Raw genomic sequence first — 15,296 nt, forward strand, 5'->3', positions numbered from 1 at the left:
ATTCCCGCGAAAGCGGGAATCCAGGGGTTGGGCGGGGTATAGCGGCATGTTCCTCGCCCCACCACCCCTGGATTCCCGCTTTCGCGGGAATGACGATCCGGGGGCGTGACAATTCAACCAGTCTTCTACGGCGCAGGCTCCTAGTGCCGGCGGAACCTGCCGCTACAGCGGATCCCGCGTTGCCGGTGCGCGCAGGAAGCTCTGCCGCAGCACGTAGTCGACCTGATGTTCGGCGGCGTGGCGGCGTATCAGGGCCACGGGCGCGGACAGTGGGACCTTTCCCACGCGGTAGTCGTGCACCAGGAGCGCGAGCCGTTGCCGGCTGTCGCGGTCAAGCCGCGCGGAGAGGAAGCCCGCCAGGTGCTCCAACGCGTTGGCGTTGGTCCCCCGTGTCCCGGGCTGTTTCAGCGCTTCCATGAAGGCGCTGCCGTAACGCGTGGCCACGGCCTCGGTGGCATCGTCGCCGGCTTCCGCCAGCAGGCGTCCCAGGAGGCGCAGGTGCGTCTCGCTGTGCGCCAGCAAGGTGAGCTTGTGGGAGGCGTGGAAGTCCTGGAGCCGCGACATGGACGGCCCTTCGGCTTCGCACTCGCGCCACTCCCGATACGCGTGGACCCGCTCGATGAAATGCTCGCACACCGACGCGTCGTCCAGCCGGTCTTCCGCTTCCACCGGCAACAGGGGCAGGGCGTCCGTCAATGCCCGCGCGAACAGGCCGCTGGCGGTACCTGGGGCGGTGGCGGGCGGCGCGTGAAGGCCGCGCGCCACGGGTGCTTCGCCCCACCGCGCGCGCACCGGGACTCCATCCGGCCCGCAACTCGGCGACCCCGTCTTCAGCACGAACCCGCATACCCCGAGGCGTTCCATTTCGGCTGCCCGCCGCCGCGCATGCCGCTCCATGGTCCCGCTCCAGTCCCGGCCGGAACGCTGGCCCATCATGCGCGGCGCAAGCGGGTCTCCGATGAGGTCGACGGGCTCCCGCGGCACCCCCATCCCCACTTCCATTTCCGGACACACGGCGATGATCTCGAAGTAGTGCGACAACGTCTCGGTGACGGTTCCGTGGCGCTTGTGGCCGCCGTCGTAACGGACCCGGTGCCCCAGGAGGCAACTGCTGGCGCCGATGCGAAGCATGTCTCATCCTCCATCGACAAGGCGACCGTGTCAAATTTCCCGGCCCGTGATGCGCAGCATGCGCGCAAAAAAGGGTGTAAGATGCGAACCACGCGGATGGCGCCCGCGCTCGATCCGGTGACGGGAGCGCGCATCCGACATTGGGCGCCGCGGAGGTGTCTCATGAGCCAGCGGGTTATCCTTGTCGTTCTCGTCCTGTTCCTGGCGGTTCCCGCCGCGGTCCTGGGACAGGAGTTCACGGCCGAAACGCTCGACGCCGTCGTGAAGGTGCGCGCGCAGGTGCCGGCGGAGGCGCGCACGGCCCGCACCCTCGGGCCGTTGCGCGAGGGCAGCGGCGTGCTCATCGACTCCAACGGCCTCGTGCTCACCATCGGCTACCTGATCCTGGAGGCTTCCCAGGTACAGGTCACCGACTCCGCCGGAAGGACCGTGGCGGCGGAGGTGGTGGGTTACGATCATGCCACGGGCTTCGGCCTGCTCCGCGCCTTGTCCGCGGTGGGAGGCGCGCGGCCCTTGTCGCTGGGCTTGTCGGAGAGCGTGGACAAGGGCGCGGAGGTGCTGATCCTGAGCCATGCGGAGAACGGTCCGTCAGGGCAGGGCGCCTACGTGGTCTCGCGCCGGGAGTTCGCCGGCTACTGGGAATACCTGCTGGACAAGGCGATCTTCACCGCGCCGCACCACGCCAACTTCGGCGGCGCCGCGTTGATCGATCGGAGCGGCCGATTGCTCGGCATCGGCTCGCTGCAGGTGCCGGAGGCGATCCCGGGCCAGCCCGTGCCGGGCAACATGTTCGTACCCATCGACCTGCTGAAACCGATCCTTTCGGACCTGACGGTGAAGGGTTTCACCGCCACCCGACGGCGGCCGTGGCTCGGCGCGCAAATGGAAGCGGTGGGTGGACACGTGATGGTCCGTCGTGTATCGAAGGGAGGGCCGGCGGCGCGATCGGGCCTTGAGGCCGGGCAGCTCATCGCGGGCGTGGCCGGCGCGCCGGTGCAGGGCCTTGCGGACCTCTACCGCAAGGTCTGGGCCTTGGGCGTCCCCGGAGTCAGCGTCCCGCTCAACGTTCTCAAAGGGGTCCGGGTCGAAGAAGTGAGCGTCGTGTCCGGCGACCGCTACGACTATTTGCGATTGAATCCGAGCCATTGAGAAGCGGCGTGGTGTTCGGGACTCGACCGGGCACGGAACATACACCCGCGTCGAGGAGAACACCGTGACCGCCACCGACCGCCGCCGGCAGTACCGCAAGCTGCTCCAGCACGGTGAGTGCTACTACCCCGCTTCCGTTTTCGATCCGGTATCCTTCCGGCTCGCCGAGGCCGCCGGCTTCGAGATCGCCATGCTGGCGGGCTCGACGGCCTCGGCCACGGTGCTGGCGGCGCCGGACATCGTCGTCCTCACCCTGACGGAGTTCGCGGAACAGGCGCGGCGCATCACACGCGCGGGCCGGTTGCCGTTGATGGTGGACGCGGACCACGGCTACGGCAACGCCCTGAGCGTGATGCGCACGGTGGCGGAGCTCGAAGCCGCGGGCGTGTCGGCGTTGACCATCGAGGACACGCGGCTCCCCCGGGCCTTCGGACAGGAGCGCGACGAGTTCATTTCGCTGGAAGAGTTCGCCGGCAAGGTGCGCGCGGCGGTGTCGGCGCGCACGGACCCGGAACTGGTGGTGCTGGGGCGCACCGGCGTGCTCCCGACCCAAGGCGTGGATGCCCTGGCCGAACGCGTCAAGGCGTGCGCGGCGGCTGGCGCCGACGGCGTGTTCTTCACCGGCGTGCGGTTGCGCGAGCAGGTGGCGGCCATCCATGCCATGACGTCCCTGTCGGTGGTGCTGGGCACCACCCCGCCGGAGTTGCACGACCGGGAATTCCTGGCCGCCAACGGCGTGCGTATCGCTCTCCAGGGCCACATGCCGTTCCAGGTGGCGGTGCGCGCGCTTCAGGATGCCTACGCGCACCTGCGCGCCGGACACCCGCCCGCCGGACTCAAGGACAAGGCCGCGTCCGCCGAGTTGATGGGGCTCGTCCTGGACCAGGACCGGTACGACGCCTGGACGGACGAGTTCTTGTAGCAGCCGTCCCGGACCTCAACGACGCAGCCTTTCTCGCAGGTGGCGATCAGAGTTCCCTCAGGAGGTAGAGGCCCATTCAAGATTCAACTCCCACCACGGCCCAGCGTGTCGGCCAGGTCGGCCTGGCCTTTCTGCACCTGGGTTTCAATCGCGGCATTCGCGGCACCTACGCGGTGTTCTATGTCGCTCTGCTCCATGCCTTCGGCTGGTCCCGGGGCGTCACCGCCACGGCGCTGTCCATCTCGGTGCTGGTGGAAGGGTTCTCCATGCCGCTGGCGGGCTCTCTCGTGGACCGCTGGGGCTCGCGCAAGACCCTCGTGCTGGGTGGGATTCTGCTCGCCGTGGGCCTCGGCTTCAGCGCCACGGTGACATCGCTGTGGCAACTCTACATATGGGTCGGGGTGGTCACGGCGCTGGGACTCGGGCTCATGGGCATGGTCCCCCACGTGGCCATCATCGCGCGCCAGTTCACCCGGCGCCGGGGCCTGGCCATGGGGTTGGCGTGGGCCGGGGGCGGCCTCGGCATCGCCGTGCTGCTGCCGGTGGCGCAATTCTTCGTGGACATCTGGGGTTGGCGTGTGGCCTACGTGGCCATGGGCGTGTTCGCGTTTGTCCTGGTGGTGCTGCCCTCGGGCGTGTTGATGCCGCGCGACCGGATCACACCGCGGAAGGCCGAGGCGGAGCCCGCGGCGAGGGGTGGGGAGTGGACGGTCTGGGAGGCCTTGACCAGCACCATGTTCTGGCTGCTCTTCGTGTCGCGCGTGTTCGCCAGCATGGGCAATCAGATCATCACCAACCACCAGGTGGCGCACGCCGTGGACATCGGCTACGACGCGTTTTTCGCCGCCTCCATCCTCGGCCTCATGGGGGTATTCAGCATCTTCGGCCGGGTGCTCTTCGGGTTCCTGACCGACGTGCTGAGTCACCAGATGACCTACACGCTGGTACAGTTGGTGTCGTCGGCGGGGATACTGGCGCTGGTGGCGGCCGGCGACACCACCCAACCCATTTTGCTCTACGCTTACGCCGCCTGTTACGGACTTGGCCAGGGCTCCCGTGCGCTGGTGCTCTCGGCCATCTCCGCGGACGTCTTCCTCGGTCGTGACTTCGGCGCCATATACGGTTACTTCACCCTGAGCATCGGCGTCGGCGGCGCGGTGGGGATATGGCTCGGCGGCTTCCTGCACGATATCTTCGGCAACTACACGATCCCGTTCATGATCGCCTTCGGCAACTTCGTGATCTCCATCGTCATGGTATGGGGCATCCGTTTCCTGAAGGGGACGCGGGAGCAGGCATTCAGGTGAAGCGCGTGCGGTGACCACGGATGTTCTACCGGTTTGAATTCGAAGCGGCGTTCTATCCTACCCTGGAGCGGCTGCCGTTCCACGTGCGCATGAAGCTCGACGTGACGGGAATCCGAGTGTCCTTGAACACCTGGCGCGCCTTCAGCATGGAAGAGCGGTGGGTGCTGTGCCACCTGCCGGCGGACACGGACGAGGAGCGGCGGGTGTTCGCGGCATTCCTCGACGCGCTGGCCCATGCTCGCGCCGGCGTCGAAGCCGAGCGCTGTCCGGTGCTGGATGCGGCCGCGTGGGCGGCTGCCGCCGTGCCGGAAGCGGTGGCCGCGCGCAGCGCCGCGGAATCGACGCGAGTCACCCCGGCCGAATGGAGCCGCTGGGCCGGCCACGAACGCTACGCCCTCTACAAGACCGCCCTCTCCAAGGACCCCGAACTCTTCCAGCAGGCCCTTCAAGAGTTGCGCCTGCGGCTCTGTTCTTGAGCTTGTGCTCGTGTATCCGTCGTGGAATCATGCAGTTGAGACCCTGGGGGAGAGGGTCTCGCGTCGGACATCGGGGCTCGCACCGTATCATGAGCGTTGAATCGAACAAGGTCGGCTCGGCCGTCGTGCTGGCTGGCGGCAGGAGCAGCCGCATGGGCCGGCCCAAGGCCATGCTCCCGTTCGGGGAAGAGCCTCTGGTGACGCTCGTGATCCGCGGGCTGGCGACCTTGTTTTCGGATATCGTGCTCGTCGCCGCGCCCGGGCAGGAGTTGCCGGAACTGCCGGTGACTCTCGTGCGCGACGAGGTAGCCCATCAGGGGCCGGTGGGCGGCCTCTGCTACGGCCTTCGGGAGTGCCGGAGTGCGGCCGCGTTCGTGACTTCCTGCGACGTGCCGTTCCTCAGTCTTCCCCTGGTTTCCCACCTGGCCGCCCGGCTCCCGCGGCACGACGTGGTGGTGCCGCACTGGGAGGGGCGCCTTCAGCCGCTCCACGCGGTGTACCGGCGCTCGGTGCTGCCGTTGCTGGAGGGTCAGCTCCGGCGCGGCGAACTGCGTCCGGTCTTTCTCTACGACAAGGTGCGCACCCTCAAGCTGGAGGAGGACGAGATCCGCGTCCTGGATCCGGACGGTTCGAGCTTCTTCAACATGAACACCCCGGACGACTACGAGCGCGCCCTGGCGCGGTGGCGGGCGGCCGCGAATCCCTCGGCGCGCCCCGCCGGCGGCCGATGCGAGGTCGAGCTGTTCGGGGTCGCGCGCCTGCGCGCCGGCACGAGCCGCGTGTCCGTGGATCTCCCCGATTCGGCCACGCTGGCCCACGTATGGTCCGCGCTGGCGCGAATGCTGCCCGCGCTGGTGGGTCCGGTCCTCAACGAAGCGGCGGACGGCCTCACCGCCGGCCACGTGTGCAACCTCAACGGCCGGGACTTCGTGCGCGACGGCAGCCGCCGGGTGGCGCCGGGAGACCGTGTCTTGCTCCTTTCCAGCGACGCCGGAGGATGACCGTGCACGGGTTTCACGGCCGCTTCCTTCACGTGGACCTCGACTCGGGCCGTCACCGGTGGCGCGAGACCGGCGAGGAACGCCTGCGCGGCTTTGTCGGCGGCATCGGACTGGGCACCAGCCTGCTCTACGAATTCGCTCCGCCGGGCGTGGAACCCCTGGCGCCGGAGAACCCTCTCGTCTTCGCCAGCGCGCCGTTGGCGGGCACCGGGCTCACCACCACGGCCAAGTACGCGGTGGTGACGAAATCGCCCTTGACCGGTTTCATCGCGGATTCGCTCTCGTCCAGCTTCTTCGCGCTGGCGCTCAAGGCGGTCGGCGTCGACGCGCTCGTGGTCACCGGCCGGGCGCCGGAGCCCATGTACCTGTTCGTCCGGGACGGCGGCGTGGAGTTGCGCGACGCGCGCCATCTCTGGGGGAAGAGCGCGGCCGACACCGAGAACGCGGTGCGCGACGAATTGGAGGGTGCCGCGGTGCGGGTGGCGGCGGTGGGGCGGGCGGGGGAGAACCTCGTGCGCTTCGCCACCATCAGCAACGAGGGCCGGCACGCGGGCAGGGGCGGCGTGGGCGCGGTCATGGGCTCCAAGAACCTCAAGGCCATCGCCCTGTGCGGCGGCAAGCACGTTGAGGTGGCGGACCCCGAAGGCGTGGCGGCGGTCGCCGCCACCCTGCGCCAGCGCAGCCTGGGGACCCACACCGCCAAGTACCGCGAGGTGGGCACGGTGGCCAACCTGGCGGTGTTCGACCGACTCGGCGCGCTGCCGACGCGCAACTTCCAGCAGCCCACCTTCGCCGCGGCCGACGCGTTGAGCGGCGAGAGCCTGACCGAAACCAGCTTCAGCCGGCGCAACGGGTGCGCGTCCTGCACCATTCGCTGCGAGCGGCTCTTCAAGGCGTCGTCGGGCGGCGAACAGCGCATGGAGTACGAGACCCTGTTCGCCCTGGGGCCGCTGTGCGGCCTTGAGGACCGCGATGCGGTGCTGGAGGCCGCCCGCCTGTGCGACGAATACGGTCTCGACAGCATCAGCACCGGCGGCACCCTCGCCTGGGCCATGGAGTGCGCGGAGCGCGGACTCCTGCCGGAGGCCGGCAACCTGCGCTTCGGCGCGGCGCAGGCGGTGCTGGATGCGATACCTGCCATGGCGGAGCGCCGGGGGGTGGGCGCCCTTTTGGCGGACGGCTCCCGGCGCGCGGCGCTGGTCCTGGGCCACGGTTCGCTGGACTGGGCCATGCAGGTGAAGGGGTTGGAATTGCCGGGCTACGAGCCCCGGAGCCTCAAGACCATGGCCCTGGGGTTGGCGGTGAGTCCGCGCGGCGCGTGCCACAACCGCTCCGGCGCCTACGAGGCGGACTTCTCCGGCAAGGTGGACCGCCTCGACTCCGCGCCGCCCCGGGGCGCGCTGGTGGCGGCTTCGGAGGACTTCGCCGCGGCGCTGGATTCGCTGATCGTGTGCAAGTTCTTGCGCAACTGCTTCCAGGACTTCTACGCCGAAGCCGCGGACCTGCTGGCGAAGGTCACGGGCTGGGATTACAGCGCGGCCGAGCTGCGTCTGGCGGCGGAGCGCATTCACACGCTCAAGCGCTGCTTCAACGAGCGCGAGGGCTGGCAGCCCGAGGACGACGCGCTGCCGCCACGGGTGCTGACGGAATCCCTGGCGACGGGCGTGGCCCAGGGGACGCGGCTCACCCGCGACGAACTGCGCGCCATGCTCCGGGACTACTACGATGCCCGCGGGTGGGACGAGGACGGCCGCGTGTCCGAGGTCAAGCTCAAGGCGTTGGGACTGGGCAGGTGTGCTACATGACGGGCGCATTCGCCTGCTACGTCATTCCCGCTTTCCAGGCTGAGTCGAAACTGATGAGGCAACTACGTAACAGAACGACATTCACGCGAAACAGGCTGTGTCAACTTCCACTTGGCCACGACGCGGCAGCGCCACCCCGAAGAGTCATTCCCGCGAAAGCGGGAATCCAGGGGCGGTGGTGGGGAACTACAGGGGCGTTTCTCCGCCTCGCCACCCCTGGATTCCCGCTTTCGCGGGAATGACTCTTCGGGGGCTGCGTTGCTTCGGGAGTGTTGGCACAGCCTGTTGCGCGGGAATGACGTTTCGGGGGCGTCCGGGCTCGGCGAGCCTGGACACATGAAGGAGGGCTCGATGCCAAGCGATGAAACACGCCGTTTGCTGAAGGTTTTCGGCATCGCCGTGACGACGCTGGAGGACGCGGTGCGTGAAGGGGCCGCGGCGGATCGGGTGGCGCGGTCGGCGGCGGAAGCGCGCGCGCGTCTCGACGAGGCGGCGGCGCTGATCGAGCGCCTCGAGAAGGAAGGTCGGTGAGCAGGCGCGGGTCGCGCGGCTCACGGACGTCGAACCGGGAAGCCTGAGAAGATGGCCGAGAAGCACGAGCCGCCGCGGCGGCGCAGGCACCCGGGGGCGGGACGGGGCCGCGGGCGGAACCGCCCGAGAGGGCGCCAGGTCGACCCGGAGGCGCTGGAGCAGGTGCGCGCGCTGCTGGGGGACCGGCCGCGTCGGCGGGACCTGCTGATCGAGTTCCTGCACGCGATTCAGGACCGCTACCATGTCCTGTCCGGCGCCCACTTGGCGGCGTTGGCGGAGGAGATGCGTCTGGCTTTGGCCGAGGTCTACGAGGTGGCGACCTTCTATGCGCACTTCGACGTGGACAGGGACGGTGCCGCGCCGCCGGCGCATCCGACCGTGCGCGTGTGCGACGGGCTGGTGTGCGAGATGATGGGCGCGCAAGGCCTCCTGGCCGACTTGCCGCGGGCGCTGGGCAACGGCGCGCGCGTGCTGCCGGCACCGTGCATGGGTGGCTGTGACCGCGCGCCCGTGGCCAGGGTGGGGCGGCGCTGCGTGGACCGCGCGACGGTGGATTCGGTGACGGCCCTGGTCCGGGGTGGAGAGACCGACCCGGTGCCACCGGCCTGCAAGGACTGCGACGCGTACATCGCGGAGGGCGGCTACACGCTCTTGAAGGAGTGCCTCGACGGCACACGGAGCCGTGAGGACGTGGTGGAGCAGGTGACGGCTTCGGGCCTTCGGGGCCTTGGCGGCGCCGGCTTCCCCACCGGGCGCAAGTGGCAGATCGTGCGCGGTTATCCCGGGCCGCGGCTCATGACGGTCAACGCGGACGAGGGCGAGCCCGGCACCTTCAAGGACCGCTATTTCATGGAGAGCGATCCGCACCGGTTCCTGGAAGGCGTGTTGATCGCCGCCTGGGCGGTGGAAGCGGAAACGGCCTACCTCTACCTGAGGGACGAGTACGCCGAGGTCAGGGAAATCCTGTCCCGGGAACTACCGCGGCTGCGGGAAGCAGGGTTGGTTCCGCACGTGGAGTTGGTTCCGCGACGGGGCGCCGGCGCCTACATCTGCGGCGAAGAGTCGGCCATGATCGAGAGCATCGAGGGCAAGCGCGGCCTGCCGCGGCACCGGCCGCCCTACGTGGCCGAAACGGGGCTCTTCGGCCGGCCCACGCTGGTGCAGAACGTCGAGACCCTGTACTGGGTCCGGGACATCCTCGAACAGGGGCCCGAGTGGTTCACGGCCCAGGGCCGCAACGGCGGCGCGGGCCTCCACGCCTATTCGGTGTCGGGCCGGGTGGCGCGACCCGGCGTCAAGATCGCTCCCTCCGGCATCACCGCGCGCGAGCTGATCGACGAGCACTGCGGCGGCATGGCGCCCGGTCACCGTTTCAAGGGATACCTTCCCGGCGGCGCCTCGGGCGGCCTGCTGCCGGCCTCCATGGCGGACATCCCGCTCAAGTTCGGCTCCCTGGACGACGAGGGTTGCTTCGTCGGCTCCCACGGCGTGGTGGTGTTGAGCGACCAGGACGACATCAAGGCGGTCGTGCGCAACCTCATGCGCTTTTTCAAGCACGAGAGCTGCGGCCAGTGCACACCGTGCCGCGTGGGCACGGAGAAGGCGGTGGCGCTCATGGAGCGGCCGTCGTGGGACGAGCCCTTGCTGGCGGCCTTGGGCGCGGCCATGGCGGACGCCTCCATCTGCGGCTTGGGGCAGGCGGCGCCCAACTCGGTGCGTTGCGCCTACCGCTACTTCCGGGAGGAGTTGCCGTGAGCGAGCCCGTGCGTTTCACCCTCGACGGCCGCGAGGTGGAGGCCGCTCCCGGCGAGACCCTCTGGCAGGCGGCCGAGCGCCAAGGCACGGTGTTGCCGCACCTGTGCTACGACCCGCAGCCCGGCTACCGGCCCGACGGCAACTGCCGCGCGTGCATGGTGGAGGTGGAGGGCGAACGCGTGCTGGCGGCCTCGTGCATCCGCCGCCCGGCTCCGGGCATGACGGTGCATACGGACAGCGAACGCGCCCGAAGCGCGCGCCGTATGGTCATGGAGCTGTTGGTGGCGGACCAGCCCTCCAGGGAGACCGCCCACGACGCCGGCTCCCGCCTGTGGCAGTGGGCCGAGCGGATGGAGGTGACGGACAGCCGCTTCCCCGCGCGTGCGGCGCCGGTTCCGGACGGCAGCCATCCGGCCATGCGCGTGGCCCTCGACGCCTGCATCCACTGCAACCTGTGCGTGCGCGCCTGCCGCGAGGTGCAGGTGAACGACGTCATCGGCATGGCCCACCGCGGCGCCGGCGCCAAGATCGTCTTCGACTTCGACGACCCCATGGGCGACAGCACCTGCGTGGCCTGCGGCGAATGCGTGCAGGCCTGTCCCACCGGCGCGCTCATGCCCGCGTCGCTGGTGGACGCGGACGGCGTGGACAAGCGCGAGGCGCTCGCCGAGGTGCCGAGCGTGTGCCCCTACTGCGGCGTGGGCTGCCAGATCGGCTATCAGGTCAAGGACAACGCCATCGCCGCGGTGCGCGGACGCCCGGGCCCGTCCAACCGCGGCCGGCTGTGCGTCAAGGGGCGTTTCGGCTTCGATTACGTCACGCACCCGCACCGGCTCACGGTGCCGTTGATCCGCCGCGAGGATGCGCCCAAGGATGCGTCGGCGGATATCGATCCGGCCGACCCATACACCCATTTCCGCGAGGCCTCCTGGGAGGAAGCGCTGGATGCCGCGGCCGTAGGGCTGCGACAGGTCCGCGACCGGGACGGCGGCGACGCCCTGGCCGCCTACGGCTCGGCCAAGGGCTCCAACGAGGAGGCCTACCTGGTGCAGAAGCTCGTGCGCACGGGCTTCGGCACGAACAACGTGGACCACTGCACCCGGCTGTGCCATGCGTCGTCGGTGGCGGCGCTCATGGAAGGCATCGGCTCCGCCGCGGTGACCGCGCCCTTCACCGCTTGCGAGGACTCGGACGTGCTGATCGTGATCGGCGCCAACCCCACCGAGAACCACCCGGTGGCGGCCACCTACTTCAAGCAGGCCGCCAGGCGCGGCGCCGAGTTGATTGTCATGGACCCCCGGGGCCAGGCGCTGCGGCGCCACGCCACCCGGATGCTCCAGTTCAAGCCCGGCGCGGACGTGGCCCTGCTCAACGCGCTCCTCAACGTCATCATCGGGGAAGGGCTCTACGACCGGGACTACGTGGCCGCCCACACGGAAGGCTTCGAGGAACTGAAGCGGCACGTGGCGGAGTTCACGCCCGAGGCCATGGCCGAGATCTGCGGCATCGACGCCGGCACACTGCGCGCGGTGGCGCGGCTCTACGCCGGCGCCCGTGCCGCCATCATCTTCTGGGGCATGGGCATCTCGCAGCACATCCACGGCACGGACAACGCCCGCTGCCTCATCGCCTTGGCCCTGGTCACCGGTCAGGTGGGGCGACCCGGCACCGGGCTCCACCCGCTGCGCGGCCAGAACAACGTCCAAGGGGCCTCCGACGCCGGCCTCGTCCCCATGTTCTATCCGGATTACCGCTCGGTGGAACAGGAGGCCGTACGACGCCGTTTCGAGGAAGTCTGGAAGACGGCGCTGGACCCGCAACGGGGTCTTACGGTGATGGAGATCGTGGATGCCGTGCACGCGGGGTGGATCAAGGGCATGTACATCATGGGCGAGAACCCGGCCATGTCGGACCCCGATGTGCGGCACGCGCGCGAGGCCCTGGCCGGGCTTGAGCACCTGGTGGTGCAGGAGATCTTTCTGACCGAGACGGCGTTTCACGCCGACGTGGTGTTGCCGGCCTCGGCCTGGCCCGAGAAGGACGGCACCGTCACCAACAGCAACCGGCAGGTGCAGATGGGGCGGGCCGCCCTGGCACCCCCGGACGGCGTGCGGCAGGACTGGTGGATCATCCAGGAGATCGCGCGGCGCATGGGCCTCGACTGGAACTACGACGGACCGGCGGACGTCTTCGCGGAGATGAAGCTGGTGATGCCGTCCCTCGACCACATCACCTGGGAGCGGGTGGAGCGGGAAAGCTCAGTGACCTACCCATGCCCTGCGCCGGACCGGCCCGGCATCGACGTCGTGTTCGGCGACGGCTTCCCCACCGCCAGCGGGCGGGGCAAACTGGTGCCCGTGGACATCATCCCGCCCGACGAGCAGCCCGACGAGTCGTTCCCCATGGTCCTGAGCACCGGCCGGCAACTGGAGCACTGGCACACCGGCGCCATCACGAGGCGCGCGAGCGTGCTGGACGAACTGGAGCCCGAGGCGGTGGCCAACCTCTCGCCGGCGGAGTTGCGCCGTCTCGGCGTGGCCGCCGGGGACATGGTGCGCGTCTCCACCCGCCGCGGCGTCATCGACATCAAGGCGCGCGCCGACAGCGCCGTCCCCGACGGCTGCGTGTTCATCCCGTTCTGCTTTGCCGAGGCGGCGGTGAACCTGCTGACCAACCCGGCGCTGGACCCTTACGGGAAAATTCCGGAGTATAAATTCTGTGCCGCGCGCGTGGAGCGCCTGTAGCGCCGCGCGCGGTCATTCAAGGGACATCGTCGCCGCCGGAATCAGTATTCCAGCAACGACGCGATGGTGAGGCTGACGGCGATGGAAAAGGCAATGACGAGCCAGACTTCCAAGTTGCTCTCCTTCCGCAATTGGTTCTGTCGTCAGTATAACCATAAAAGTTAGATGAGTCAAATTTCATGGGCCGTGTGACGTTCTTCAGAACGTGACCTTCGGCGTCTCCTGGGCGGCTTCCTCCACCTGGAAGTATTCCGCCTTCTCGATCCCCGCCAAGTCCGCGTAGAAGCGCCCCGGCAACTTGCGGATGAAGGTGTTGACCGCGGTGACGCTGTCGTTGAACCGCTTCCGCTCCACGGCCAGCCGGTTCTCGGTTCCCTCGAGCTGGTCCTGGAGCTTCAGGAAAGACTGGTTGGACTTGAGCTGCGGGTATTGCTCCCGCAGGACCAGCAACCGGGACAGCGCGCGCTCGAACCCGGCGGCGGCCTGAGCCTTCTGGTTGACCGAGCCGGCCTGGAAATACGCCTTGCGGGCATTGGCGACCCCCAGGAAGATCTTCTCCTCCTGCTTGGCCACTCCCTTGACCGTTTCCAACAGATTGGGGATCAGCTCGAAGCGCCGTTGGAGCTGGTTCTCCACCTGCGCCCACTGGTTCTTGACCCCCTCGTCGAGGGTGATGGCGCGGTTGTAGCCGCTGAGGACGCAGCCGCCCGCCAGCAATGCCATGCCCACCACGACCGCTAGTGCGATCAACAGAATTTTCAACGCGTTCAAGGCGTTTCCCCTCCCTTCAAGAGGTATGCACGATCCTTCCCGCCGTCAAGCGGGCGCCGGCCTCAAAGCGGCCGTACCCCGTTCGCCGGCGTGCAACTCACCAGCCGGCGCCCCCACCGCCTCCGCCGAAGCCGCCGCCTCCGCCGAACGAACCGCCGAACCCGCCCCCGAAACCCCCGCCGAGACCGCCCCCCGACGCCCCCCAGGACCGGGAACCGCCGCCGAGAAGGCTTCCCAGCACCGCTCCCATGAGCAAGCCGGAAGCCGCGCCGCGTCCGCCCCAGGCGGTACGATGACGCCGCCGCCTCAGAGAGCTCAAGAAAAACAGCCCTATCAGCACGGGCATCAGCGAGCCACCGATACCCGTGCCGGTGACGCGCCGGCGTTCGCCGCGGATCCGGTAGTCCGGCGCGCCGGTGAGCTTCACCCGCCCCGCGTCCGCCACCCGGTTGGCCGTGGCGACGGTGAGGGCAAACAAACCCTCGGCAAATTTTCCCGCTCTGAAGAAATCCTGGGCCACCCGTCGCGAAGCCGTGCCCGCCCAGGAGTCGGGCAGCACTCCTTCCAGGCCGTACCCGGTGTGGACCCGTACCCTCCGTTCCTTCAGGGTCAAGGCGATGAGGGCGCCGTTGTCCTTGCCCTTGCGGCCGAGCTTCCAGGCCTCCGCGTGGCGCTGGACGAAGCCGACGAAGTCCTCGCCGTCCGTGGTCGGCACCGTCAGCACCTTGACCTGTGCCGTGGTCTTCTGCTCCAGCTCGCGCAGCCACCCCTCCATCCGGCGTTGGGTGCCGGCGTCGATGAGGTTGGCGGTGTCCACGACGTAGGCGCCGGGATCCCGGACCGTCACGGCCGCTCCGCCTGCCGACGTCAGCAACGCCGATAGAGCAAGGCATGCGAGCAGCGTCAGTCCGGGCACGAGCCGTGCCGTCCTACCACGCATCGACGTGAGTCCTCAGGGCGTCCACGTCCGCGTAGAGGGTCTTGAACTCCTCCCATCCGTGCTGGCTCCGTTCGTCGACGGCGCTCCGGACCCCGGGCAGTGAACGCTGGATGCCGCTCTCGATGGCCGCCACCGTGTCCAGCGCGGTCTTGGGTTCGGCGTCGCCGTGGAGCCACAGGAAACCCCGCAGCGCGCGCAGCAGTCGCTCTCCCACGTCCACCTCCACCGTGGTCAGGGCCTTGTCCCGTCCCGCGGTCGCCAGCAACGCTTGCCGCATGCCGATCTGGATGGTCTTGAGCTCCCGCTCGCACTGGTGTCTCACATCATCCGCGCGCAGAGACAGATCCTGGAAAGGGTCTTCTCCGAACACGCAGACGTGCCGCTGCGCGATCTCCAGGAGCTCGAGCGGGAAGGTGTCCAGGGAGGACTCGATGTATTCCGGCGTCATGATCAGCGGCGCGGCGATGCGCGCCTTCCCCAGACGCGGCCCCTGCCGCGCCAGTTTGTGCAGCATCTCCAGGTCCACCGCTCCCACCACGAAGACGCTCCGCGCCGTGTGCGACCGTGGGTTGAAGGTGCCGGCGGCGACGGCGCCGAACAGTATCAGCGACCGCGCGTTGTCCCCGGCGAGGTCCTTCAGGGTCTCGGCGTAGCGAGTGAGCGAGGCGCGCATGGATTCAGGCGCTCCTTGCAGGTTGTAGTCATCGGGCATGGGCTGCCGCCTCCGTTGAGTGAGATTCCCGTCGCTTCACTGTATCGGACAA

The 15,296-nt window shown here is 68.9% G+C and carries 13 protein-coding genes; 9 read left to right on the top strand and 4 right to left on the bottom strand.

What is annotated here, in order from left to right; all coding sequences use genetic code 11:
* Nucleotides 1-162: 162 nt before the first annotated feature.
* Entirely contained in the window at nt 163-1,131 is a 969-nt protein-coding gene (locus OXF11_12720) for a DUF523 and DUF1722 domain-containing protein (protein MCY4487958.1), read from the bottom strand.
* Between the two features lie 162 nt (nt 1,132-1,293).
* Here OXF11_12720 and OXF11_12725 point away from each other — a divergent pair, with 162 nt between their 5' ends.
* The 9 genes from OXF11_12725 (at nt 1,294) to fdhF (ending at nt 12,821) form a co-directional block, all read left to right on the top strand.
* Nucleotides 1,294-2,280 carry a S1C family serine protease gene (locus OXF11_12725; GenBank protein ID MCY4487959.1) on the top strand — a complete coding sequence of 329 codons (987 nt, stop codon included), beginning with the start codon at nt 1,294-1,296 and terminating at the stop codon, nt 2,278-2,280.
* Nucleotides 2,281-2,344: 64 nt separating this feature from the next.
* Nucleotides 2,345-3,202, top strand: a complete 858-nt coding sequence (locus tag OXF11_12730; GenBank protein MCY4487960.1) for an isocitrate lyase/phosphoenolpyruvate mutase family protein — start codon at nt 2,345-2,347, stop codon at nt 3,200-3,202.
* Nucleotides 3,203-3,357: 155 nt separating this feature from the next.
* A complete protein-coding gene (locus tag OXF11_12735; protein MCY4487961.1) occupies nt 3,358-4,509 on the top strand; it encodes an MFS transporter in 1,152 nt (383 codons plus the stop codon).
* A 20-nt stretch (nt 4,510-4,529) separates the two neighbouring features.
* Entirely contained in the window at nt 4,530-4,985 is a 456-nt protein-coding gene (locus tag OXF11_12740) for a hypothetical protein (protein ID MCY4487962.1), read from the top strand.
* An 89-nt stretch (nt 4,986-5,074) separates the two neighbouring features.
* Nucleotides 5,075-5,986, top strand: coding sequence for an NTP transferase domain-containing protein (locus tag OXF11_12745; protein ID MCY4487963.1), 912 nt, complete (start codon nt 5,075-5,077; stop codon nt 5,984-5,986).
* The gene (locus OXF11_12750; protein MCY4487964.1) at nt 5,983-7,791 is read left to right on the top strand and encodes an aldehyde ferredoxin oxidoreductase family protein; all 1,809 of its coding nucleotides are present in this window, start codon (nt 5,983-5,985) and stop codon (nt 7,789-7,791) included. Before OXF11_12745 ends, OXF11_12750 begins: the two co-directional genes overlap by 4 nt.
* A gap of 351 nt (nt 7,792-8,142) precedes the next feature.
* Entirely contained in the window at nt 8,143-8,322 is a 180-nt protein-coding gene (locus tag OXF11_12755) for a hypothetical protein (protein ID MCY4487965.1), read from the top strand.
* 51 nt (nt 8,323-8,373) lie between these two features.
* Complete coding sequence (locus OXF11_12760) at nt 8,374-10,077, top strand: NAD(P)H-dependent oxidoreductase subunit E (GenBank protein ID MCY4487966.1); 1,704 nt, start codon at nt 8,374-8,376, stop codon at nt 10,075-10,077.
* A complete protein-coding gene (gene fdhF / locus OXF11_12765; GenBank protein MCY4487967.1) occupies nt 10,074-12,821 on the top strand; it encodes a formate dehydrogenase subunit alpha in 2,748 nt (915 codons plus the stop codon). The genes OXF11_12760 and fdhF overlap by 4 nt, the downstream gene beginning before the upstream one ends.
* Nucleotides 12,822-13,019: 198 nt before the next feature.
* Here the strand turns inward: fdhF and OXF11_12770 are convergent, their stop codons facing one another.
* The 3 genes from OXF11_12770 to OXF11_12780 all read right to left on the bottom strand — a co-directional run bounded on the left by OXF11_12770 (nt 13,020) and on the right by OXF11_12780 (nt 15,244).
* Nucleotides 13,020-13,592, bottom strand: a complete 573-nt coding sequence (locus OXF11_12770) for a LemA family protein (GenBank protein ID MCY4487968.1) — start codon at nt 13,590-13,592, stop codon at nt 13,020-13,022.
* A gap of 97 nt (nt 13,593-13,689) precedes the next feature.
* On the bottom strand, nt 13,690-14,532 hold the full coding sequence (locus OXF11_12775) for a TPM domain-containing protein (GenBank protein MCY4487969.1): 843 nt from the start codon (nt 14,530-14,532) through the stop codon (nt 13,690-13,692).
* Entirely contained in the window at nt 14,522-15,244 is a 723-nt protein-coding gene (locus OXF11_12780) for a hypothetical protein (GenBank protein MCY4487970.1), read from the bottom strand. Before OXF11_12780 ends, OXF11_12775 begins: the two co-directional genes overlap by 11 nt.
* Nucleotides 15,245-15,296: the final 52 nt, after the last annotated feature.

Source organism: Deltaproteobacteria bacterium, from assembly GCA_026712905.1.
Taxonomy (GTDB): Bacteria; Desulfobacterota; Binatia; order UBA9968; family JAJDTQ01; genus JAJDTQ01.

What these genes read in the sequence shown, in the direction of transcription:
- OXF11_12775 (MCY4487969.1), bottom strand. Translation starts at nt 14,532, where the DNA reads ATGCGTGGTAGGACGGCACGGCTCGTGCCCGGACTGACGCTGCTCGCA.
- OXF11_12720 (MCY4487958.1), bottom strand. Translation starts at nt 1,131, where the DNA reads ATGCTTCGCATCGGCGCCAGCAGTTGCCTCCTGGGGCACCGGGTCCGT.
- OXF11_12760 (MCY4487966.1), top strand. Translation starts at nt 8,374, where the DNA reads ATGGCCGAGAAGCACGAGCCGCCGCGGCGGCGCAGGCACCCGGGGGCG.
- OXF11_12750 (MCY4487964.1), top strand. Translation starts at nt 5,983, where the DNA reads ATGACCGTGCACGGGTTTCACGGCCGCTTCCTTCACGTGGACCTCGAC.
- OXF11_12740 (MCY4487962.1), top strand. Translation starts at nt 4,530, where the DNA reads ATGTTCTACCGGTTTGAATTCGAAGCGGCGTTCTATCCTACCCTGGAG.
- OXF11_12725 (MCY4487959.1), top strand. Translation starts at nt 1,294, where the DNA reads ATGAGCCAGCGGGTTATCCTTGTCGTTCTCGTCCTGTTCCTGGCGGTT.
- OXF11_12745 (MCY4487963.1), top strand. Translation starts at nt 5,075, where the DNA reads ATGAGCGTTGAATCGAACAAGGTCGGCTCGGCCGTCGTGCTGGCTGGC.
- OXF11_12780 (MCY4487970.1), bottom strand. Translation starts at nt 15,244, where the DNA reads ATGCCCGATGACTACAACCTGCAAGGAGCGCCTGAATCCATGCGCGCC.
- OXF11_12755 (MCY4487965.1), top strand. Translation starts at nt 8,143, where the DNA reads ATGCCAAGCGATGAAACACGCCGTTTGCTGAAGGTTTTCGGCATCGCC.